The organism is Streptomyces sp. NPDC053048 (genome assembly GCF_044547045.1).
Lineage (GTDB): Bacteria > Actinomycetota > Actinomycetes > Streptomycetales > Streptomycetaceae > Streptomyces.
The window spans coordinates 503,464-524,295 of record NZ_JBITZS010000004.1 but is presented as its reverse complement, the minus strand read 5'-3'; the positions used below and the strand labels follow the sequence as shown (position 1 = coordinate 524,295).

Here is a 20,832-nt window from a genome sequence, read left to right as displayed (position 1 = left end):
CTGCCTCCTTACAGGGTTGTGTAAAGCGCCTCCGCCGTCTGAAGCGCCCTCAAAACCGCCTGCGGCGTGGGCTCGTTGCGGGCCTCATGCACGTGGATTTCATAGCGCTTGCCGTTCAGCAGGGCCTCGGTCTCCTGGGCGTTGTAGACCCGCTCTCCGCCCTTGAAATGCAGAAGCTCCGGCCCTCGCTCGCCCACCAGGTGCAGGCCCGGTGAGGCGGACAGAGTCCCTGATGCATAGCCGGTAGTTCCTGCCAAGACCTGTTGCCAGCGTGAAGCGTACCTATTGGTCGCATAATTGAGCCCGGCATATATATTGGCAAGCGGGTTAACGGAGGTGCCATACATGAACGGGCCAACGCCCCTAAATGGGCCTGCGTAGGCGCCGAATGTCGGGCCGATTACCTGCATCAGCCCGACGGAGGGCGTGCCGTCCCGGGCGTTGATGTCCCACAGATTGACGGCGGTTGGGTTGCCGCCTGACTCCAGGTCGATGCGGTAAAGCACCGTGCCGAGCGCCGATTGCGGTAGCCCGAGCAGTTCAAGCGCCTGGGCAGCGACGAGACGCCATTGCCCCGCCCCACTGCCACCAGGAAGCCCCTCGATGGGAATCCCAGTCTCTGGCTTGCCGTTGGCCCTCGAGCCCTTCTTGAAATCAAACAATCCCTCAGTGTTCGGCATGGATTCCTGGGCGGTCGACATGAACTCGCCGTAGACGCGACCCGCGTACTCCTTAGGGGACTCCTTGAAGTCCTTTACCGTCTCCACCATGCCGATGAAGTTGTTGTAAGAACCCTTGGTGATATCGAAGACGTCATCAATCGCGCCCTTAACCGAGCCGATTGGGTCAGTTATGAGCGATGAGCCCGTGTCCCAGATGGATCCCAGTGACTCCCAGACACCGCCTATAAGGTCCTTCCAAACACTGCCTAGGGTCTTGAGACTGAAGGCGTCACCAAGGAACTTCTCGCCTCGTTCAACGATGTTCCCCGAGCCCCGCCAGACGTCATCCCAGAAGTACTCTCGAAGTGTCGGAGCGAGAGCCCCGCCGAGGACACCCGCGACCTGACCAATCAGTGTGGGAACCCGCTTTAGAGCAGTCCACATGTCCTCGGTCAGCCAGTCGTACGACTGGCGAAACCTTTCTGCAGCGGCAGAACCGAGGAAGCGGGAACCTCCGTCACCGGTCCCTAGAATGCCCTGCTGAGTCGGACCGCCAAGCGGGTTGGACGAAGAAGCCAGCCCCATGACGTTGAAGGCTGCCTTACCAATAGGGGCAATGTTCTGGAGCTCAACCAGTTCTTTAATGTCATCCAGATTGAGCTTGCCCCCACCAACAACACCGCCCCGAGCATGGCGGGAAAGCCTCCCCCGAATGGCAAGCTCATTCCAGGTGTTGATGGTGCCTTCGCCGAGTGCGGACGTGACTTCAGGGCGGAGGATTGCCTCACCAGGCGTGAGCAGAGCAGGAACACTGTCTACCCACGGCTGATAGCCGGGGATGACACCGCCCCGCGCCTTCCTGGTCCGGCCTTTTCCAGAGCTGCCGCCACCGCCTGGTGTTCTCCTGCCGATGCGGTCGAGGGCGCCATCGAGCCCGTCACCCTCGTCCCTGGCATCCTTCAATGCCCTCGCGAGATCTTTGACCCAGTTCGTAATGTCCTTGAGTGAACGGGCGTTGAGGAGCCCAATCCGACCGGCTAGGCTGCCCGCCCCGGTGCCTTGACCGATTTTCTTGAATACGTCGTCGGAATTGCTATGAAGCTTGTCGAACTCGCCGATGATGTCCGTGAGGCGTCGGCGATTCAGGTTGGCGACACGGCCGGACACAGATGAACTCATGGTGCCCGTACCAACCTGGTCGGCTACCTCCCGGGCCGACCTAGCCAGAGAGTCGACAGACGCCCGAACATCGTTAACGGTCTTGCCGTTCAGGTTCCCAACGCGGGAATTGATGCTAGTGACCTTCTGACCTGCATCGTCAGCAGCGTTCTTGAACGTCTGGACTTCGTTTGTGACTCCGTCCAGCTGAGCACTGTTGAGAATCCCGGTCTTCGTGCGAGCCTGCTCGAGCTGACCGACGGCATCCCGGGCCGCCTTCTCGAACCGCTCAACCTCCTGCCGAATACCGTCCAGGTCAGCGGAGTTGAGCGGCTGGATACCCTGAGTCTGGATCGACCTGACAGCGCTCTGAGCCTGATTAGCAGAACCCTGAACGGAACCACTCCCATTGCCTGCCAGCGCTTGCGCGATCTGACGCAACGACTCGCGGTTGACATCACGTATCTCCGCTCGCAGGCGCGTAGCCTCATCACGGGCCACACGCATCTGCCGCTCAAGCTCCCGCAGCTCCTGCTGCCGGGCCCGCTGGTTGCTGTCGACACCCGTGAAGCTGTCGAGGAGCCGTCGGCCTGGTCCCCGGGTGTCTCCGTCCCGGCGCTCAGCACGGCGCTGCCGGTAGGCGTCCCGGCCTGCGGCACGGATCTCCTGACGAGAGCCGCCAGCGGCGCGGGCGTCACGCCGTGCCTCATTGCGGGCACTCACCTGAGACCGGACGCCGTTAGCCCCCTGGGCCCCTCGAACGGCTCCGCGCGCTGCGGCCCCGACCGGCGCAAACGACTTCCCTACGACACCGATCGTCTTGCCGATGACCTTGGACAGCAGGCCGACAACAACGATGAGTGGACCCCACTCGGCAAGAAATCTGACGAATGCTGAGACGGTCTCTCTGATCACGGGGTGATCGCGGATGAAGTCCGCAATGTCTTTGATCTCTGATGCAAACGACTCGGTGGCATCAAAAAAGACGTCTAGGAACTTGGGGATCTGCGGAGCGTATTCCTTGGCTACCTTTTCGAGAGCATTGAGGTAACCGCCCTCGTAGGTAGTGACGTCTTCGCCGTTCTTGCCCTTACGGGTGACGGGAGTTCCCATGATGCGCTGACCGAGTCCCGTGTACTGGACCTTGCCAGTCTTGGGGTCGGTCTTGGCAAACAGGTTGCCGAGTCCGACCTGGGCGCCCTCCTTCATCTGCTGGAGGCGCCCCGTGATCGTGGAAGCGGTGACCTTCTTGGCGAATCCCTGGACGTCCTTGTTGCCCTCCCAGTTTTTGATGAGGGCGTCAATCATGTCCGGCCCTTGCAGGCCGCCAGTGGTTTTGGCCTTGGCCATGATGTCGAGGATCTGAGCGGCAGCCGTGTAGTTGCGCTCTTTCCCGTCCGGACCTGTCTGGACCTTGTCCCGGTAGTCCATGATCTGAGCCAGCTCCTGCACCGGAATACCGGCGCTGGCAGTGAACTGCTTCAGATTCCTGGTAGGCACACGCTCCAGGTCAAGAATCATGTCGATGGCGTACATGGCTCGCTGAACCATGTACGGATCGAGATTTCCCGCCTTAGCGGCGTTATCACCGATCATCATGACGATGTCGGCCGCCCTGTTGGCTGCCTTTCGACCCGCCCTAGAGCGGACTTCGGGATCCTTGGACTGTGACCCCGGCTCATGCGAGAACAACGAGCGGATATACCGCGTCATGTACGTTTGCATGTCCTCGATGGAGTACGGCGTATCGACGCCGTACTGCCGGATCCGAGTCAGCGCGGCAGCAGAATCCTTAGCACTGACCCCAGACCCCATGAGGCCCAACTGGCCGAGAATCAGGGAATCGGCAGACTTCACGCCGACAGCCGTAAGAGCGGCACCGGCAGTAGCGAGCGGCCCGAGGAACTTGGTAGCGAGCAGGTTTCCGGTCTCGGTGATTGAGGTGCCGACCCGCTCAAACCAGCCGCCCATTTTCTGGAGACTGGCGCCAGTCCTGTTGAAGAGATTTTGGGTGGTGGTGTTGGTTGCGTTGATGCTCCGCTGTACATCGCGCATCCGGTCGCGCAGGCTCGTAATGATCCGCTGCTGTGCAGCAATGTCATCCTGGAGAGCCGCCCGCTGTGCTGCAGCCTGCTCACGGATCGCGGCTATCTGCTGCCTGACAGCCTCGCGCTGGGCGGCGACCTGGCGGCGATACTCCGCCTCCTGGTCCTGGGTCTGCTGCCGGGCCAGACGCGCAGCTTCACGAACTCGCTGGCGCTCAGTGGCTATACGGTCGAGGGCGGCCCGCTCCTCCTGGCGCACAGTCTCACGGAGAGCCCGCCGAGTCGTATCGGAGGCTCCTTCCTGCAGTGCCTTGTACCGGGCGTAGAACTGCCGGAGCTCCGCCAGCCGCCGGGCAGACTCCTGACCGTACTGACGAGTGACGAACCGCTCGAGCTCACGAATGGTCTCGGCGGCATCCCTCGCCTCTCCCTCGACAGCCGCTTTGGCCTTCTGGGCCTGAGACGCTGCCTCGCGAGGAAGCCCAGCGAGGCCCCGCTTAACCGCCTGATTGACCTCTCTGGCGGCAGTGAGACCGATCTTTTCGAGCTCAGAAGAGATCCGCTGGCGAAGCTCCGCCATGTCCTTTTGCAGGACCTTGGGGACAATCTCAATGTAGCCAATGCCCACTTTTATGGGCGTGCGGCCCCCCGCCATTGGACCCCCTAAAGGCTGTTCATATGCCCAAAGAAGTCCGTCAGCTCCTGTGGCGTGGAAAACTCCGGCTCGGGCTGCGACTCCGGTTCACCGGGCCGTGGTATCGGTACAGGAAGCTCAAGGTCTTCCGAGTGCTCAGAATTGGCCTTGAGGAAAAGGAAATTGGAGAGCTCGAGCGCATCAGAGACGCGAGCCAGAAGGTGATCAGAGTCGGCCCATGCTGCCCGCTCATCCATGGCCATGAGGAGCGTTGAGCGCCCGGCCTTCTTCATAAGTGAGTCGATGAGTACGCCGATACGGCGAAGAGATAGCCGTCCACGCCACAGGTCGAGAAGATCGACCCGAAAGAATTCCAAGAGATCGGCTTCTAGCTCGTCCTGAAAAGCCTTGATGACGCGGGCGACCGCAATTAGTTTCCCGCGTCAGTATCCCGCCCCTGCGCGAGACTCATAGCGTTCACCAGGGCCCGGAAGTCCCTGAGGGTGGGGCCGGTCTTCATGTAAGCCGCCCACTGTTCGTCACCCAGCATGAGACTGATGGCCGTGAACTCGTCATCCGCCATAATCGCGGCGAGCGGGAAGTCGTCAGGAGCTCCCGGCACTTCAAAGGTGAGGCCGTTGTAGTCGAAGGTGATGGTGCCGCCCGTGGCCTCAGCCTCTGCCGCAGCGGCCTTGGGGGCAGACTTCTTAACGCCAGTCATGGAATCTCGCTTACGCAGCCGTGGTCAGGATGTCGTCGTTCGTCAGCAAATACCCGAGGTTCCCGTTGAAGTCCAGGGCCTCCATGGTGAGTTCGTACCTGTTGCTCTCGGTACGGTTAAGCTGAATTGCTCCACGGTCCGAAATCATGGCACGTGGGATCACGCATCGGTAGCGAATGGATGCCTGACTCCAGTCCACAACAAGGCTGATTTCCTTGAGGTTGGGAGTGGAAGCGAGGTCAAGCCGATAGACACCGGTACCGGCGCCCTGGCCGTCCTTCACCTCAACCCACTCAGCACCGAAGAAGAGCTCAGTCGTGACCTCATTGGTCTCAAGAAGACTCGCTTTTACGGAGAACGCTGCCGATGTCACGTTGTACAGAATTGGTACTGCCGACTGCCAGGCCGCGACCGGCTTTGTCTCCACACTCGGTGTGAGGGTCACTCCACCTTCGTCGGTATAACCAAAAGCCTTGTAGCCGGTGGGTGGCGTTGTCCCATCACCTAGTGTGGTTGGCACAGTTGTACCGCCCGCCCCGCCACCGGGAGCCGGAGCGACGTACAGAGCCCCGTTAGGGGCGAATCTAACCTTCTTGGCATCATTGGCCATGGAGCCTCCTGAGGGCATAGAGAAGGGCCCCTCTTCGTTGGGAAGGAGGGCCCTGATTGGGGGGGGCAGGTAAGTCAGGATGTGAGCTTTGGCGTCCGACACAGAGTCAGAGGGTCTGATCCGACTATCTCAAACTGCCATGTAGAAGATCGCGACCTCCCCGCCGTACATGTGCTCTCGTGACGCCTCGTCGGGGTAGTACACGGGCAGGGAGATATCTTCTACGTCGAGCACCAGGGCCCCGCCGACGGTGACACCAGGAAGCGTTTCCAGAAGCCCTTCCCGGACGAGCAAGGCGAGATCAATGCACGCCTTACGGTCGAGTGAGTACACGGAGTATTCGATGTCGGCCCTGTCCATAGAGTCACGGACCATGCGGTAGCCGCCGGAGTGCTCGAGATAGATCGTGGTGTCTCCAGTGACGTGCTCTGTCATGTCCCCCGTAGGGGCGCCCTTAGGTATCTCCGGCAGCGATCGGAGATACGTCACTAAGACCTCTACCGGATCCAGCCTCATTCCACCCTCATCCGCAACAGTGCCGCCTTGAGATAGCGGCGGCCTGGATGGCGGCGCCCGGCAGGGTCAGTGAATCCCTGATCCTGCAGCATGGCGTGGCGCACCCGTGGGTTGCGCTCCACCACCACATTGCCGTACCAGCCCTCGAGAGAGTTCTGAACGAACGCCTCAATATTCTTCTTGGACGCGTTCCAAGGAGTCCTGGAAGCGTTTGTACGGCGGGGAGCACCCTTGATTGCTTCGGCCGCCAGTTTGGACGTGTGAAGGGCAACCAGAGCCTTTGTCTCAGTCGAGCGGAAGAGAAGGTTCTCCCAACCACGTTTGAAAACGACCTTCGTGCGTGCACTCACCGCAGAGCCCTCCAGACAGTGATCTTGGTGTGCCTCCGGGAGGTCTGCGAATGCTTCTTCGGCTCTCCATCTATCTCGTACCAGCGGGAGTTGATACGGACCCTGTCTGTGGCAGCGACGACCGCATCAATGGGCAGAAACAGAATGAGGCGTTCCTGGGAGAGGCCACGGTCCGGAGACGCGGACTCCTCCACTCGGAACGGCTGGACACTGGCCAGGCCGGACCAGACCTTGACGGCCTGGTCCCAGTCCGGACGAGAGGTGTACGCCGACTGAACCCGGGTCGGTGCTCGCCAGGCCTCTACAGGCTCAGTCATGGAGTACACGAGGCCTCCGCAGGTCCAGGATCGGCCCCTCTCTGAGCAAGGTCAGTGATCCAGCCGACAGACGCCGGTACGGTCGCAGAGAGGCCCTGGCGGCAGACGAAAGGGCCTGCCCAGACGTGGCCCCCGCGAACTGGACCTCGACCTCTCCCACCCGCTCTGACTGGATGCCAGGGGAGAGCGCCAGCCATCGAATGACCTCTGAGCAGGCAACCGCCCTCAGTGAGGCCGGAGCCGACAGGTAGCCCCAGGAGCCGGACACGGTGACGACGGTCGAGCCCCAGCCGTCAGCACGGACCAGCTGCAGGCCTGCGAGAGACCAGCCTGTCACGACCTGACTGTTCTGGTGGACCGCCGACACGGTGAGGGCCGTGGTGTACCGGCCCGGTACACGGAGAGCCGGGCCCCCATCGGGATGGACAAGGAACGTACGGTTCTCTCGCCGAACCAGCTCCCGGCCGCAGTAATCCTCAATCAGCCCCGTGACGTCCTCGAGGAAAGCGGCAACGCGGGGCGCCTCATCTGCCGAGACCGGACGCCCCAGACGCGCAGCCACATCGTCCACGGTGGCCAATGCCATTACGAGCCAGCCGGATTGTTGGCAGTGTTGTGCGTCGCAATCATCTGCTCAACACCCTGGGCCACAATCAGCTGCTCAGGCCGGATGACCTTCGCGTCATAGATGACGCGCGACTTAACGGCCGAAGTGAACTTCTTCTCCGGCTTGTACGCCTCCATCTCCGCAAAAGGAATGACGACGGAAACAGCGGCAGTGGAACCCATGAACATGTCGACGGAAGAGAAGTCCTGGTGACGGTTCTTTACCAGCTTTTCAGTCGGCCGGGCGTGAGAGCCGAGTGTGTTTGCCACACGGACAGGGACACCAAGGATGGTGCCGATCACGCCCGTAGGCATGACTGCACCGCCACCAAAGTGGCTGGCGTCGATGAACTTCGGGTCACGCAGAAGCGCCGAGCGGAGCTTAGGAGCGATGAAGAGGTAACGATTCTGCGGGGCACCCTTAATGTCTAGCTTCTCGAGCATGGACACAACGAAGTCATACACAGAGATATCCTGAGCCGCACTAAAATCGTTGTCTGCGATCTTAGTGATGGAGCCATGCAGAGCAGGCAGGCCGGAGATGGCAGCGTTCCGGTCTTCGCTGCCGTTGAGGTCCTTGCCGGACACAGCGGCGAGAAGGGTCTTGGCAATCAGACTGTCAACGGTATTGGCAAGGGTTCGGGCACGCTGATTGACCAGGTTGGACATGAGGTCAATGCCAGCCTTGGTCTGCAGCTGGTGAAGCTTGTCCAGCTCCAGATGGAAAGACGAGCCCTTAGCCACAGTCATCTTGATGTACTCGAGCTGAGCATGGTCAGCCGTGCCGATCTCGCCGTACGCCTTCACGAGACCCTTGTCCTGCACCACATCTACGAAGTGCGGGATCCGAACCACGTCTCCTTCTCGCCGGAACTCACCCTCGTACTGGCGATTGACGATCTCCGGGGAGCCTAGAACCAGCTCATCATCGAGATCCTCAAGGAGCTGACTGGTCCAGATTTCCGGGATGAACTGGCCGCCAGTGGTCTGAAGCTGGCCAGCGCCTGTGTTATTGCCCGGCTGAGTAGTAAAGGTCATGCATACCTCGCTGCTAGAGGTCCCCCTTCATGAGGGCATCGAGACGGCCCGCCTTGCGCGCCTCATTGATCTCCCGGGGGGACATACGGGAGAGCGCCTCATGGCCGATCTGCCCGGCCTCGTATCCGCCGGGCTCACCCTGACGGCCAAGACCGATGTCCTGGGCAAAAACAGGCGCCTTGGACGCCTGCGGAAGAGACTGAACAAACGCAGTAACCGCCTCCGTGTCCGGCGAGCCGTCAGCGCCGACAAAACGGTTGAGGTTCAGGTACTCGGCACCCGGGAGGGTCACGCCAGCTGTCGCAGCCTGAACACGAAGCTCAGCCTCTACAAGACGCGAACCGACCTCAGACAGAACAGCGCTCCGGGCCTCAGCCCTCGCCGCCTCAAGCGCCTTCTCGGCGTCTGTCATCGATGCTTCCTTGAGCTTGGAAAGCTCAGTCCGGGCGTCGTTGAAGTGCTTCTCATTTTGGCGAGAAAGGGCCTTCCACCGCTCCACGTCTGCCTGAAGCTGTTCAACAGTCGGATTGGATGCGGACGCAGAACTACTAGCCTGCTGATCGTTCTGCTTCTGCGTAGTGTCGTTCATGGGAGCCTTCCATTTCGGTGGCATCAAAAAGGCTCCCGTTTCGGGAGCCGTCCTTGGTTACTGAGGACTACGCGGACTTGCGGGCAGCGTTGCCCGAGTTGCCTTGAGGAGCCTTGCGGGCCGCCTTCTCGACGGCCTGCTGGCCGTTAGCCTGCTCCAGTTGCGGGACAGGATATGTCTTCGCCAACTTCATTTCGTCCCTGGCATCTTGCTCCCGCATAGGCCGGAATCGCTCAATCTGCTGAGGCGTGTATCCCGCATCAGAGAGAAGCTGATCCCTGGGAACACCGATCAACTGGAGCTTCAAGAGAGCGTCCATGTGCTGAGCCTCGGTGCGGTTCTCGGGGTCTCGCCAAATCACCTCGGCCCCGTAGGCCTCAGCCCGATTGTCCCCAAGTACCTTGAATGAGAGACGCAGGATCCGTTCCCACGCCTCGCCGAAGTGAAGCATGCGCTCTCGCGTCTTTGCGATTAGTCCGGCCTCGGCACTGGTGATGCTTTCTCCGGATGGTGCGGTGCCGCCGTTCAACAGGAAGTAGTGGAAGGGTATACGCGAGATCGAAGCCATGTGCTGAACCAGCATGTTGACGAGATTCACGTAGTTCTTCAAATCAGCGGCCTCGAACTGGCCGAACTTCACATCTGGTGATTCCGCCTGCAGAAGCTTATCGACGGCCACCTTGTAAGGCTCAGTAGGACGTCCCTGATCGTCTTCCTGGATCTCCAGGCCGGTCACGTACCGCTGCGGCCAAGCCGCGAACTCAGATGCAACGAGGGAATCCGCAACCGTCTTGTTGATGGCGTCCTGAAGAGGAATGACCACAGCGAGGTCAGACGCTGGCGGGCCGGTAAGGCGAGACCTGTTCCGGATCGGCACCACAGGAACAACACCAAGAGGGTTTGCTTCGACCTTCCAATCAGCCCATGTAGTAAACGCTTTCTGAAACTGGTAGACCTCGTCAGCCAGCCAGAGAGTGACCCACTCTCGACCCCAATCGTCGGTAAAAAACTTTGCGGCAGCCTCAATATCCCGACGTGAACCAGGCTTGTACTGCACCACGACGTGCAGCGCCGACTCGATCGTGATGGTCGGCTGGCCGTCCTTATCGGCCCACACAACCGCGTACGAGACGCCATGAACCATGGCATCCAAGTGAGCCGCGTTGGACTCGGCATCCAGGTGGTTCCGCTGCCAAATCTCCCGAGCGTCCTTGTCTCCGCCGGGCTCGTCCGTCATCTGGAAACCATCAATGAACATGCGCTCGTTGACGCTGTCCACGATCAGACCGCAAAAGTTATCTGACCACCCGTCAAAGAGGCGGCCGAACTCGGAATGATACTTGGCCTGGGCGAACACCATCTTCTGATGCTGGCCGTCGTAGTAGTCCGAGCAGAATCTCAGGTAAGCCCGTCGACGCAGCAGCTTAGAGTGGAGATAATCCACCCATCCATTGGGGGAGTTGGGAGGCGATCCAACATCTATGCCATCCAAATAGTCACCTAATTCCTGTGCTAGACTGCCCGCCGCCTCCCCTACGTGTGGCGTCGCTTGCCGGGGCTCTCTCGGACGTGAGCAGCGTAGGGAAGCATGTTTTCTGGAGGGCTTCCGAGCCATCCCGGACGCGGGAACTCTGCGAAGATGAGGCAAGGTCCCATCCCGATTAGCTACCGAGATGGGACCTTTTACACTCAGAGCCTGGGACTACCACCCCACAACTCGAGACCTCCGGATCTGCATACGGCCATCCGCGATGGCGTCCGCTCGAGCTTCCATAGCCAGCACGGCAGCCACGCTGAGGTCAATCTTTCGTTTGGATCGCGGACTGTCCTTAGTGATCAGAAGACCCTGAGGAACTTCCCTCGTGACAGCGTTGAGAACATGTCGGGTCAATCGAGTGTCACCGTCATGCTTAAGGTCGCCGACCGTAGCCGCCGTTCGGAAGCGCTCAACAGCCTGAACCATTCGGGTCGGCTTGTTTGTCCAGAACTCGTAAACGGTGTCGTCACCGTGCTCAATGGACCAGCGGCCGATGGCCTCTTGAAAGTAAGGAGGGTCGAAATAACTCCAGGCAACCCGGTACGTCTTGAACGCCTCGCGAACAGCGGCATCAACGGCTAAGACGTCGACTTCCCAGTCGACCGGGGCCCTCTCAGGACGCTCCCATAGGCCGAGGACAAACAGCTTGGCGTCTCGCAAACGGACACCTACCAAGCCTGTGCTGTCCCCACGGATGCTCCCATCAAAGCCAATTGCTATCTGGTCGCCCGGCTGGATCGGGTCCTCGTCGTCAAAGCATGCGTCCCACTCGGCCTTGCTCATCCAGCCGTCCGAGGACTCGGCGATCTGGTTCAGGTAGAACCGGTGAGCCACAGGCGCTGTCGTACGCGGGTCCTGGATCGCTTCGACAATGCCGTCAACATCCACCCAATATGAATCCGCATAGGCCTCTATGACGGCCTGTCGGACACGTACGGCGTCCTTGAGGTCGAGATCAGAGTCCGAGGCCTCTACGCAGTCATAGAGCAGCCCGCGCGTGCCAGCGGTGAAGGCCTCATAAGTCCTCTGAGCCACCGACTCTTCAAGCGGATTGAAAGCATTCGTCGACTCCAGGAGCCGTGAACCAGCGCCCGAGGTTTTGCGAACGTTCCGATCAAGCACTTCGTAGACGTGAACGCCCTGGTTATTTGGAACAAGGTGATGGCTTTCGTCCAGGCATACAAACGACTGCCTGGCCCCTTCCAAGCCACGCGATGAGGCCGTGACAGGCTCGATCTTTCCTGGCTTGCCCGACTTGAACTGAACCATCGTCTTACCGATGTCCAGATCAAACTCGCGCTCGGCGGGAGACTCGGCAAGCATTCCTCGGATCGCGTCATACACATTCTTCGTTTGATCGATCGAAGTTGCCGCCAAGTTGACCAAGGGAAGCGGAACTCGCTTACCGACAGGATGTCGCTGAGTTCCTGTGTGACGAGTTCCCTTACCAGCAACCTCACACGAGTAACATCGCTCGCCCTCGACCGCCCAATGAGAGAAGCGGCAAGGGCCGATGAACTCGATGATGCAAAGGGCGGCGAGTAGAGGGCTCTTGCCCCACCCCTTGGAGCGCCGAAGCGACCCAGAGGAGTAGACCCACCTCCCCGAGTCGTCCACTGAGAACCAGTGGGCCAAGAAGCGAATCTGTTCCCCGGTGAACCGCCAGGGCTCTCCAGCACGTTCGCCGTCTGGCTGAACGATGTACTTCTGAGCCCATGAAAGAAGCTCCCAAGCGAGCGTTCTCTTGGGAGCTTCAGAAGGTATGTTGCCCGACTGCAATCCATCCCCCTTCTAGCCAGGGGACTGGCCTCCGAACGCCTTAAGAAAGTCCTCTGCCTCTGTTGTCAGCGGATCGCTGCCATTGGCCGGAAGACCCCCCTCATCAGGGGCGGCCCCCTCGTCTGGCGCTTGGATCGTCATGCGGAGCCTCGCACGGTCCTCAACCGTCGCCCCCCACTTGGCAGTCCGCTGACGAATCTCGCCTGCAACCTTCGGATCTCCGAGGAAAAAGGCGTCAACCAGCTTGGTCGTGAGCTCGAGCTCCGCCCAATCCGTCTCAGCCCAGCGCGCTGTCTGAGGAGCCGTGCTCCACACCTTCCAGAAGCGTTTAGCACCCCCCGTCTGAACCCCGAGCGCCCTGGGCAGCTCCCGGCCCGTCAGCCGGTCCGGAGACAGGCTCTGCGCGTGCCCGTGCACGTTGCGCCGGATGGCGTTCGCCTTGGGGGCAGGGCCTCGAGTCATATCCGCACCTCCGGCAGGCCTTCGTACAGGCCCCTCAGGCCCTCCAGCTCTGAGCGCGCCTCCCGGCGCCAACTGCGGTCCCCGGCAGCCCTAGTCGGGGATCCAGCCCGCCGCTGGCGGGGCTCCTCGGCCTGGTCCTGGCCGTCATACGACACGAGACCTCCCGGAGAGTGAGAAGCCCTGCAGGACGCGGGGCGGTTCTGGTAACGTCGCACGCGCACCGCCTAGTTGGGCGGTGATAATCCCCGCGTGCGCGGGGATGGCTCTCGTTACGAGCACAGCAACACCACTTCCCCGCATAAGCGGGGACGGCTCTCATTAGCAATACGGAGAGTCTTACTCCCCACGCATGTGGGGATTGCACCATCCTCCGCGCTAGCGGAGGTGCACCACTCAGCACGCTCCGGCCATGGACCGGCTGAAACCGCTCCGCGCAAGCGGAGGTGGCCCGTGTGTGTATCGGAATCGGGTACAGCAGTAAAAAAGCTCCGCGCAAGCGGAGGTGGCCCGCTTAGCACGTTTCGTTCACGGACCGGCCAGAAGTGCGCTCCGCGCAGGCGGAGGTGAGTCGGACTTCTTGCGGGCGTGCACTTGGCCTTGCAGGATTCTCCGCGAGAGCGGAGGTGAGCCAGCGTTGTACCGGCTTCGGTCCACTCGTGTAACACCCTCTCCGCGCAAGCGGAGGTATTCCGACTGATTGATAGTCGATCGGGGTATGAAGGCTTCTCCCCTTCATTGTGGGTTGGGGAGAAGCCTTCTTCTCGTCTGGTCGACAGGATTCGAACCTGCGGCCCCTCGCTCCCAAAGCGAGCGCTCTAACCACTGAGCTACGACCAGAAAGCTATCCGGGGTCCGCCGTCGGATAGCGCGCACGTCATCGGCTCCGGGCTCCGGTTCCCCACCGGCGTAGCCCCATCTGCGATCTACCTCAGTGCGCTGCGGCCTTCGCCGCTTCAGTTCAGGCGCGTGCTGGCCAGCCACGCACGGACCGCCTCGTCTATCTCAGCTTTTCCTGTCCCTGACAGTCTTTTCCAAATGGCAGGTACGACAGAGGGTTTGGGCGTTCTCCAGGTCCCACGTACCGCCCCGGGAGATCGGGACAATGTGATCCACCTGCAGCTGCTGCCTGGCGCCACAGACGACGCAAGCGAAGCCATCGCGAGCCAGAGACTGAGGCCGGACACGGCGTTCCCACACTCGATCTCTGGCCCGGTTCCTGACGCTCTGGCGGGACCAGGGGCGCTCAATAGCAGGGGCATGCTCCTCGCAGCGGCCGGAGCGAACCGTCTTCCTGGTACATCCCTGGATGTAGCAGATGGATGCCGCACGAGGCATGTCAGCGCCACCCCCTAGCGTCAGCAGCCATTAGTTTTCGGTAAGTCCTCGTGGCCCCGGCGGATTCTGATCTGGCGCCGGGGCCACTATCTCTCCGGTTCTCAACCCGGACAAGGCAGTCGACAGGGAGACCCAACAGAGAGAGCCTTAGAAACTTAGAGAGAATGTTAGAAGAAGAGAAGTATTTTCTTTCTCTGTCTAGAGTTCCCTAAGAACTCCCTGAAGGAGTTAGTCTAGAGTTTCTGGTTTAGAAGAGTAATTCTTACTTCTTCTCTCACTCTCTATGTAGGTGTCCTGGGTAGGCGGAGGGGACGGCGGAGAGTAGAAGTGAGACGCAGGTCACATCGCTGGCGGTGTCTGAGGTATCTGACGTTGAGCTGGCGACGGGCCGGGGCTACCCTCTGCATCAGTGCACCGCCGACCCCGGCCAACAGTTCGAAGGATGCTCCGTGCCCCTCCCTGACACCGAAACGCTTCTGAAGCTGAGAGGTGAGGGGTGGACACAACCTCAGATCGCCAAGCGCTTCGGCGTCTCACAGCAGGCCGTGTCCGAACGACTCAACCGCGCGAAAGTTTTTACCAAGGGGCCCAAGTCGACAGTAACGTCCGCTATTCCATGGGACCTCTCGGAGAGGTCGGATCGGCACCGAATTTCGAAGCTTTCGCCGTACCTTGGGATACGGACGTTCATCAAAATGAAACTCGGAGAGGCGCTTTCGGGACAGGAGAGGAAGCATCTTAGGGCTTTCCTTGGGCACGTCAAATCCGGAGAAGTCCTAGATCTGGATGAACAAGGCTTCCTCTATCGAAAGCGCCTTCCTTCCGATGGAAGCCTAGTGATTCGTTGGCCGGAAGGCGTAGAGAAGGACCCCGCTGTCACCGCTCTCTTTGAGCGCTGGCCCAATGACACTCCTCCGCTGGAGGAGGAATAGCCACAAGAAAAGGCCCGTCAGGTGATGCCTGACGGGCCTTTCGTCTGCGCTTGTCAGCTGGAGTGGTACCAGGAGCCCTTGCAGGACGAGATGACGAACCCTGGGCCGAAGCCCACCATCAGGACGCCCTCTCCATGGTCCGGCGGTTCTTCATAGGTCCGTGACAGCACATCGAGTACCGCAACCCCACCGAGGTTTCCGTTTTCCTCGAGGCTGGAGCAGGAATGGCGAGCTGCCTTCTCCTCGAGCCCCAGGGCTTCTACTAGGTCGCTGATGATGCGGGGGCCTCCCGTATGAATGACAGGTACGTCAGGCCGCCAGTCGCCCAGCCAATCCAGCAATGGACCCTTTACAGCACGAATGGAGTTTAGAGCCTCCCTGGTGGACGGGAAATGAACTCCGGATGTTTCTACCCGGCTCCGATACCAATCGTGGCTTTCGGAGACCACATACTCCCAGGTGTCATCGATCTGGATGCCGGAGCCCAGCGGGGTGTCGGTAACGATGCATGCCCCGGCGCTGTCGCCGAACAGCCCCTTGAAAATCATCGATGGCGTGGTGGTCTCTTCGTGGTTGTACGTCGTGCTCAGTGTTTCGCTGACAACGATAAGAACTCGCTTGCCAGGGTGGGCGGTTACGAAGTCGCGAGCCCGAATTAGCGCCTGAGCTCCACCCGCGCAGGCGAGGGACGTCATAGGGATCCTGCTTATCTCCGGCGGGAAGCCGAGTTCCTGAGCCAGGCGCACATCCAGACTGGGGACCGTCCACGAAGTGCTGTGAGACGTGACGATAGCGTCAATATCGGCAGGCGTGAGACTGTTTGCCTTCAGCGTGCGTTCCACAGCCTTCTTGGCCATTTCAAACGCGTCTGAGAAGGCGGCCGGGTTCCGCTCGCTGAGAGGAGCGCTACCCGAGACGTACGCGGAGTCAAGCGGGCGAGAAAAGTACCGCTTCTTGACTGTTGACGCTCGGATAGATCGGATAAGTGCTTTTAGCTTCGGGTGAGTTGAGTGGTGGGCCTCAATGTCGGCGCATATCTCGTCGGTGGTCACCTCATGGTCGGCCAGGACGATGGTTGGACGGGTGACGTAGCAGGACGGCACGGCGTTCCCCCGGGGGTGGCTGAAGGTAAAGACAAGATCAAGTTACGTCATGTTCGCCGGGTTTGGCTTGACCTGTGCTCGGGCTCTCAGCATGGCTGGCTGGCCGAGGGTAGGAGCCGAGGACCGCACGAGCATCACCAGCTGGGCGCCGCGCGCGTGCGAGGGCTCGGCCGACAGGATCGTCACCCACATGTCGCCGTGCACCGAGTGCCGTAGTGGCCGCTGGTTGCCGTCGATCGAGGTGCCATGAGCCGGTATGCGCTCGTAGAGGGGCCGGACCTCCGGATCTGCCAGTACATCCCGCTCAATCTCCGCCAGCACCGGATCGTCCTGAGCGCCGAGGGCAGCCTTGAGCTGAGCTATGACAACAGGAGCCCAATGCGTCTCCCACCGTGTGAGTACATGGGTCCGCGCCTCCTTGTCGAGCAGCATCCACCGCATCGTGTTTGTGGGCGGCTCACGCCGAGGAAACATTGCCGCCCACGCCTCGTTGTGGGTGATGACATTCCATGACTGGTCATTGACGTAGGCCATGCAATTGATGTCCTGCATGACGTCGCGCCATGCGGGCGGTATCTCGCGCCCGGAGCTCTGCAGGATTGGGTAAGGCGGATGGGCGTCTGCGGCAAACTGCCACAACAATTCCCACGATCGCTGATTGAGCCTCAAAATACGTGCTACGTCTTCCAATAGCGCTGCTGACGGATTAGGAGTACGGCCAGACTCCAGGCGCTGGTACGTCCCCTGGGAGCGGTACAAGAGCTGGTCCATGTCGGTCTGTGAGAGCCCATCAGAGCGGCGAGCGCGCCGGGTTGTGCGGCTCAGCCCAGCATCCTCAGGGCTGATCAATGAGCGGGCCTCGCGCAGGAGGGCCCCAAGGGCAGAGCGGTTCATGTGCGGTGGTGCCTTTAGCAGATGGAAGGGATTTTGGGAAGGCCTTAAGGACGCATGATTTTGCAAGGGAAACCGCAAGTTCGGTATGTAATGACGGACCGTAAGCAACCCTTGGTAACCGCGTAACCCCTGGGGGGAATCGTTGCGTCTCTAATCCCGGATGAACGGGGCGATATGGGGCATCGGGCGCCGTTCGGCTGCGCATCGACCTCGCTCGCCGCCAAGTTACGTCACTCAAAGTAAAACCTACCTCTCGTCCTGTTTTCCTCTACGGTGAGAACCAGCCTCTTGCGGACCCGAAGGCATGTTCGATGATCTGTGTTCTGACGATCACCTCCGCAGCGAGGTGTGAGGCAGCAGCATGCACGATCAACGGCCTGAGCTCGAGAGTCTCGGCGAGACGGCGTGGACCAGGCCTGAGGGGAGAAGTCACGAGCGGGAAGCAGAAGGGCGGTCAGGGCATGGCAAACACGCCAGACACGCGGGCAGTTGGCCGTGACGCTCTGTGGGTGCCACACCCTGCATGCCGACTCAGGGGCCGGTGCGACCTGTGAGAGGCAAGGGGACGGCGCCCGGAGAGACCTCGAGAGCCGAGACAACGAACCAGGGGGATACGTTGACGAACACCACAGTGGCCACGATGACCCGGTCGGTGAGCCAGGCAGAGCAATACATGCGGTGTCCGTGGCAGTACTACCTGCGCCGGGTAGAGCACGTGACGCCACGTCCGGCCGCCTGGAGCCACCAGGGAACTGCCTTTCATGCCGCCTGCGAGGCATACGAGCTCAGCGACCGGCAGATGACCGCACAGGACGCCGTAGAGGTCTACAGCGAGCACTATGCCGATGCGGTGAATGCTGGCCTGGATCAGGAGCCGGACACCGACCGGTGGATGACGGCTGGCCCTGACGGGACGTCGGACATTGAGGCCCGGTTTACTCTCGGGCAGGCACAGACAGAGGCCTATGTGCACTGGGCGAAGGAACACCGGCCTGAGCTCTGGAAAGACCCTGCTGGGACTCCTGGCATCGAATTGCACTTGACAGCTGAAATCTCTGGGGTCACAGTCCAGGGCTACATAGACCAACTGGTGGCCGAACCTGACGGATCGGCGAGGATTAGGGACCTCAAGACGGGAAGTACTCGATCACGGTTCCAGCTCGAAACGTACGCCATACTTGCGCGCAAAGCGCTGACGCTGGATATCAACACCGGGGACTGGTATATGGCAAAGACAGGCGGACTTTCCCGTCCGCTTGACTTGTCAGAGACCTCAGAGGATTCCGTTGGGGAGACCTATGCCCGTATGGACGGAGCTGTCAAGCGTGGAGACTTCCCGGCAAAGCCAGGATTTCACTGCCGATTCTGCGACGTCTCACACCAGTGCTCGTTTGGTGGTCGGACTCAAAGGCGATAGGCCGTAGCCGTAGAAGCTGAGCGACACCCCGGGCCCTCGATGGGCCTATTTTTGTAGCCAAATCCGAGCACTGCCGTGCTATGCATGATCTCGGGGGAAGGTGATTCCATGTTTTCGTTGGCTCAGTCAGTTGATATTCGAGGGGAAGCGGGAGAGCCGATACCCAACCCATACCCTTCGCTCTCACGACTGGAGGTCGAGTTTCGGCGGGCAGAATTCTCCCTCGTTGTAGCAGGACCAGGAACCGGGAAAAGCCTGTTCGCCGCCAATCTGGCCACCTGGGGAAACATGCCGGTCTTGTACTTCTCGGCCGACTCCAGTGCCGCAACCCAAACTGTCCGTGCTACAACGATGATCACGGGGGAAGACGTCAAGAGCGTTAAGACCGCGCTCCTGGACGGCGAGTTTGACAAGTACTTGACGGAAATAGGCAAGCGGTGGTGGCTGCGTTTTAACTACTCTGCAAGCCCGACAACACAGGAGCTGGAGAGGACCCTCCTGTGCTATCTGGAAGTGTACGGAATGGTCGCTCACTTGATCGTCGTGGACAACGTGTCCGACATCGATACGGGAACGGTAGGCGACGCCGAAAGCTACACATTTGGGCTTGAAGAACTATGCGGATATCTCTCGGAAATGGCAAGGGCAACGGGGGCTCATGTCCTAGGCCTGCACCACGTGACGGGGCCGCATTCAGACGGACTGGAGCCCATTCCGCTCAGTGGGGTAAAGGGTCAGATTCACCGTGTTCCTTCTCTCATCTTGACGATCCACAAGGAGGACGACGGCCTAAATGGTCGCATTCTTAACGTGAGCCCCGTCAAGAATCGTGAGGGCTTCGAGGATGCCTCTGGTCAAACGTTCGCCAGCTTTCGGCTGAACCGCTCAAATCTGCGACTTGAGGAGATCGGCGAAGGACTGCCAAGCACATTCGCTGCGTGATCTGGGTGTAGCTGTGATGGTAAATGAGGGAAAGGGGAGAACGTTGATCAAGGGTCTCAGGGGTGGCTTTCGTGCCGACCGGGAATTCGGATTCCGGCTCGCCGATCGCTTTCCGGAACTGGACATCACTCAGGCGGATGAAGAAGGCGTGGCCCTGATTATCCACATCGACAATCCGCGAAACCTCAACCTGTTCCAGCTGTCCCGAGTGCTGATCGGAGCCGCCAGCGGCGGCTTGACCACGGCCGTCGTGATCCAGGAGAACGGACCCTCCCGAATCCTCCCGCTCTGTAACCTCTGGCTGATGGTCGACGAGAACACGGAACTCAAAGAGCAATTCCGCTTGGAGTCCGCCATCAGAGCGGCAGCCTGATGACAGAGCCCCGCAAGGGGTACCGGAAGTGCAGAAAATGCGGAAAGAACCGCGCAGAGCGCTTCTTCACCTCTGCGAGAGGACACACCTGCTCCAGCTGCCGAAAGTCCTCCAAGAAGGCGGCAGCCCGTAACGCAAGGATTCAAGCGACCTACGGGCTATCCGCCGACGACTACCAGCGCATACTTACATTCCAAGGCGGGCGCTGTGCCATCTGCCAGGAGACCAGAAGAACCAATCTAGCCGTCGATCACTGCCACAGGACAGAGGCCATACGAGGCCTCCTGTGCTCCCGATGTAACGGACAACTTTTGGCCCGAGGGGCTAGAGACCGCCCGGACGTCCTAAGAAGAGCAGCGGATTACCTAGAGGACTATCCCGCATGGAAAGCCCTCGGACCTCGCTACACATTCGACAAGGGAAACGACCATGGCTGAAGCCGTAATGAAGACCGTCACCGACGAGAAAGTACTCCTTGTGCTATCCAAGGAGGAAGCGGAAGTCCTCATGGCCGTCGGCGCAAAGATCGGCGGAGACCGTCTCCACAGCCACCGCCGCCACTTCGAAGCCATACTCAATGCGCTGAGCCAGGCAGGCGTCAAGGGATTCACTCACGAAGGCGAACACCCCTACAGGTACCTGAAGGCGTATGCGCTCGGCCTCTACTTCACGGACAAACCCGATTCTGAAATCGGCCCGTTCCGGCACCACTCCCGAGACGAAATGCCGATCTGGTGAGCGAGGAAACCCGCCATGGAGCGTCGTACATTCGGAGCTGGAGAGGCAACCACCGAACATGGGTGGGTGCATAC

The 20,832-nt window shown here is 60.4% G+C and carries 19 protein-coding genes and 1 tRNA gene; 6 read left to right on the top strand and 14 right to left on the bottom strand.

The window, feature by feature from the left end; translation table 11 throughout:
* Positions 1 to 8: 8 nt before the first annotated feature.
* From ACIG36_RS13330 to ACIG36_RS13275, 12 genes are all read right to left on the bottom strand, one after another.
* Positions 9 to 4,493 (bottom strand): transglycosylase SLT domain-containing protein, encoded by a 4,485-nt coding sequence (locus tag ACIG36_RS13330; RefSeq protein ID WP_399926223.1) that lies wholly within the window; start codon positions 4,491 to 4,493, stop codon positions 9 to 11.
* Between the two features lie 35 nt (positions 4,494 to 4,528).
* Positions 4,529 to 4,876, bottom strand: coding sequence for a hypothetical protein (locus tag ACIG36_RS13325; protein ID WP_399926221.1), 348 nt, complete (start codon positions 4,874 to 4,876; stop codon positions 4,529 to 4,531).
* Positions 4,877 to 4,929: 53 nt separating this feature from the next.
* A complete protein-coding gene (locus tag ACIG36_RS13320; protein WP_399926219.1) occupies positions 4,930 to 5,220 on the bottom strand; it encodes a hypothetical protein in 291 nt (96 codons plus the stop codon).
* A gap of 10 nt (positions 5,221 to 5,230) precedes the next feature.
* Positions 5,231 to 5,830: a hypothetical protein gene (locus tag ACIG36_RS13315; RefSeq protein ID WP_399926217.1), complete on the bottom strand. Its 600-nt coding sequence runs from the start codon at positions 5,828 to 5,830 to the stop codon at positions 5,231 to 5,233.
* 129 nt (positions 5,831 to 5,959) lie between these two features.
* The gene (locus tag ACIG36_RS13310) at positions 5,960 to 6,346 is read right to left on the bottom strand and encodes a hypothetical protein (protein WP_399926215.1); all 387 of its coding nucleotides are present in this window, start codon (positions 6,344 to 6,346) and stop codon (positions 5,960 to 5,962) included.
* Positions 6,343 to 6,696, bottom strand: a complete 354-nt coding sequence (locus ACIG36_RS13305; RefSeq protein WP_399926213.1) for a hypothetical protein — start codon at positions 6,694 to 6,696, stop codon at positions 6,343 to 6,345. The genes ACIG36_RS13310 and ACIG36_RS13305 overlap by 4 nt, the downstream gene beginning before the upstream one ends.
* A gap of 902 nt (positions 6,697 to 7,598) precedes the next feature.
* Positions 7,599 to 8,657 (bottom strand): hypothetical protein, encoded by a 1,059-nt coding sequence (locus ACIG36_RS13300; protein WP_399926212.1) that lies wholly within the window; start codon positions 8,655 to 8,657, stop codon positions 7,599 to 7,601.
* Between the two features lie 13 nt (positions 8,658 to 8,670).
* The gene (locus tag ACIG36_RS13295) at positions 8,671 to 9,246 is read right to left on the bottom strand and encodes a hypothetical protein (protein WP_399926210.1); all 576 of its coding nucleotides are present in this window, start codon (positions 9,244 to 9,246) and stop codon (positions 8,671 to 8,673) included.
* 67 nt (positions 9,247 to 9,313) lie between these two features.
* Entirely contained in the window at positions 9,314 to 10,690 is a 1,377-nt protein-coding gene (locus tag ACIG36_RS13290) for a phage portal protein (RefSeq protein WP_399926208.1), read from the bottom strand.
* Between the two features lie 258 nt (positions 10,691 to 10,948).
* Positions 10,949 to 12,562 (bottom strand): hypothetical protein, encoded by a 1,614-nt coding sequence (locus ACIG36_RS13285; RefSeq protein WP_399926206.1) that lies wholly within the window; start codon positions 12,560 to 12,562, stop codon positions 10,949 to 10,951.
* Between the two features lie 1,226 nt (positions 12,563 to 13,788).
* Positions 13,789 to 13,861: transfer RNA gene (locus tag ACIG36_RS13280), tRNA-Pro, on the bottom strand.
* Positions 13,862 to 14,026: 165 nt separating this feature from the next.
* Positions 14,027 to 14,359 carry an HNH endonuclease gene (locus ACIG36_RS13275; RefSeq protein ID WP_399926204.1) on the bottom strand — a complete coding sequence of 111 codons (333 nt, stop codon included), beginning with the start codon at positions 14,357 to 14,359 and terminating at the stop codon, positions 14,027 to 14,029.
* A gap of 449 nt (positions 14,360 to 14,808) precedes the next feature.
* On the opposite strand from ACIG36_RS13275, the gene ACIG36_RS13270 reads away from it, so the two are divergent.
* Positions 14,809 to 15,291 carry a hypothetical protein gene (locus ACIG36_RS13270; RefSeq protein ID WP_399926202.1) on the top strand — a complete coding sequence of 161 codons (483 nt, stop codon included), beginning with the start codon at positions 14,809 to 14,811 and terminating at the stop codon, positions 15,289 to 15,291.
* A gap of 53 nt (positions 15,292 to 15,344) precedes the next feature.
* On the opposite strand, the gene ACIG36_RS13265 is transcribed toward ACIG36_RS13270, so the two are convergent.
* Together ACIG36_RS13265 and ACIG36_RS13260 are read right to left on the bottom strand one after the other, a co-directional pair.
* The gene (locus tag ACIG36_RS13265) at positions 15,345 to 16,343 is read right to left on the bottom strand and encodes a PhlD (protein ID WP_399926462.1); all 999 of its coding nucleotides are present in this window, start codon (positions 16,341 to 16,343) and stop codon (positions 15,345 to 15,347) included.
* Between the two features lie 93 nt (positions 16,344 to 16,436).
* A complete protein-coding gene (locus tag ACIG36_RS13260; RefSeq protein ID WP_399926200.1) occupies positions 16,437 to 17,288 on the bottom strand; it encodes a helix-turn-helix domain-containing protein in 852 nt (283 codons plus the stop codon).
* 616 nt (positions 17,289 to 17,904) lie between these two features.
* Between ACIG36_RS13260 and ACIG36_RS13255 the strand changes: the two genes are divergently transcribed.
* From ACIG36_RS13255 to ACIG36_RS13235, 5 genes are all read left to right on the top strand, one after another.
* Positions 17,905 to 18,705, top strand: coding sequence for a RecB family exonuclease (locus tag ACIG36_RS13255; protein WP_399926198.1), 801 nt, complete (start codon positions 17,905 to 17,907; stop codon positions 18,703 to 18,705).
* 84 nt (positions 18,706 to 18,789) lie between these two features.
* Positions 18,790 to 19,647: an AAA family ATPase gene (locus tag ACIG36_RS13250; protein ID WP_399926196.1), complete on the top strand. Its 858-nt coding sequence runs from the start codon at positions 18,790 to 18,792 to the stop codon at positions 19,645 to 19,647.
* Between the two features lie 43 nt (positions 19,648 to 19,690).
* Positions 19,691 to 20,020, top strand: coding sequence for a hypothetical protein (locus ACIG36_RS13245; RefSeq protein ID WP_399926194.1), 330 nt, complete (start codon positions 19,691 to 19,693; stop codon positions 20,018 to 20,020).
* The gene (locus tag ACIG36_RS13240; protein WP_399926192.1) at positions 20,020 to 20,457 is read left to right on the top strand and encodes an endonuclease VII domain-containing protein; all 438 of its coding nucleotides are present in this window, start codon (positions 20,020 to 20,022) and stop codon (positions 20,455 to 20,457) included. The genes ACIG36_RS13245 and ACIG36_RS13240 overlap by 1 nt, the downstream gene beginning before the upstream one ends.
* Positions 20,450 to 20,758 (top strand): hypothetical protein, encoded by a 309-nt coding sequence (locus ACIG36_RS13235; protein WP_399926190.1) that lies wholly within the window; start codon positions 20,450 to 20,452, stop codon positions 20,756 to 20,758. Before ACIG36_RS13240 ends, ACIG36_RS13235 begins: the two co-directional genes overlap by 8 nt.
* Positions 20,759 to 20,832 lie beyond the last annotated feature (74 nt).

What these genes read in the sequence shown, in the direction of transcription:
- ACIG36_RS13320 (WP_399926219.1), bottom strand. Translation starts at nt 5,220, where the DNA reads ATGACTGGCGTTAAGAAGTCTGCCCCCAAGGCCGCTGCGGCAGAGGCT.
- ACIG36_RS13315 (WP_399926217.1), bottom strand. Translation starts at nt 5,830, where the DNA reads ATGGCCAATGATGCCAAGAAGGTTAGATTCGCCCCTAACGGGGCTCTG.
- ACIG36_RS13310 (WP_399926215.1), bottom strand. Translation starts at nt 6,346, where the DNA reads ATGAGGCTGGATCCGGTAGAGGTCTTAGTGACGTATCTCCGATCGCTG.
- ACIG36_RS13300 (WP_399926212.1), bottom strand. Translation starts at nt 8,657, where the DNA reads ATGACCTTTACTACTCAGCCGGGCAATAACACAGGCGCTGGCCAGCTT.
- ACIG36_RS13295 (WP_399926210.1), bottom strand. Translation starts at nt 9,246, where the DNA reads ATGAACGACACTACGCAGAAGCAGAACGATCAGCAGGCTAGTAGTTCT.
- ACIG36_RS13275 (WP_399926204.1), bottom strand. Translation starts at nt 14,359, where the DNA reads ATGCCTCGTGCGGCATCCATCTGCTACATCCAGGGATGTACCAGGAAG.
- ACIG36_RS13260 (WP_399926200.1), bottom strand. Translation starts at nt 17,288, where the DNA reads ATGAACCGCTCTGCCCTTGGGGCCCTCCTGCGCGAGGCCCGCTCATTG.
- ACIG36_RS13250 (WP_399926196.1), top strand. Translation starts at nt 18,790, where the DNA reads ATGATCTCGGGGGAAGGTGATTCCATGTTTTCGTTGGCTCAGTCAGTT.
- ACIG36_RS13240 (WP_399926192.1), top strand. Translation starts at nt 20,020, where the DNA reads ATGACAGAGCCCCGCAAGGGGTACCGGAAGTGCAGAAAATGCGGAAAG.
- ACIG36_RS13235 (WP_399926190.1), top strand. Translation starts at nt 20,450, where the DNA reads ATGGCTGAAGCCGTAATGAAGACCGTCACCGACGAGAAAGTACTCCTT.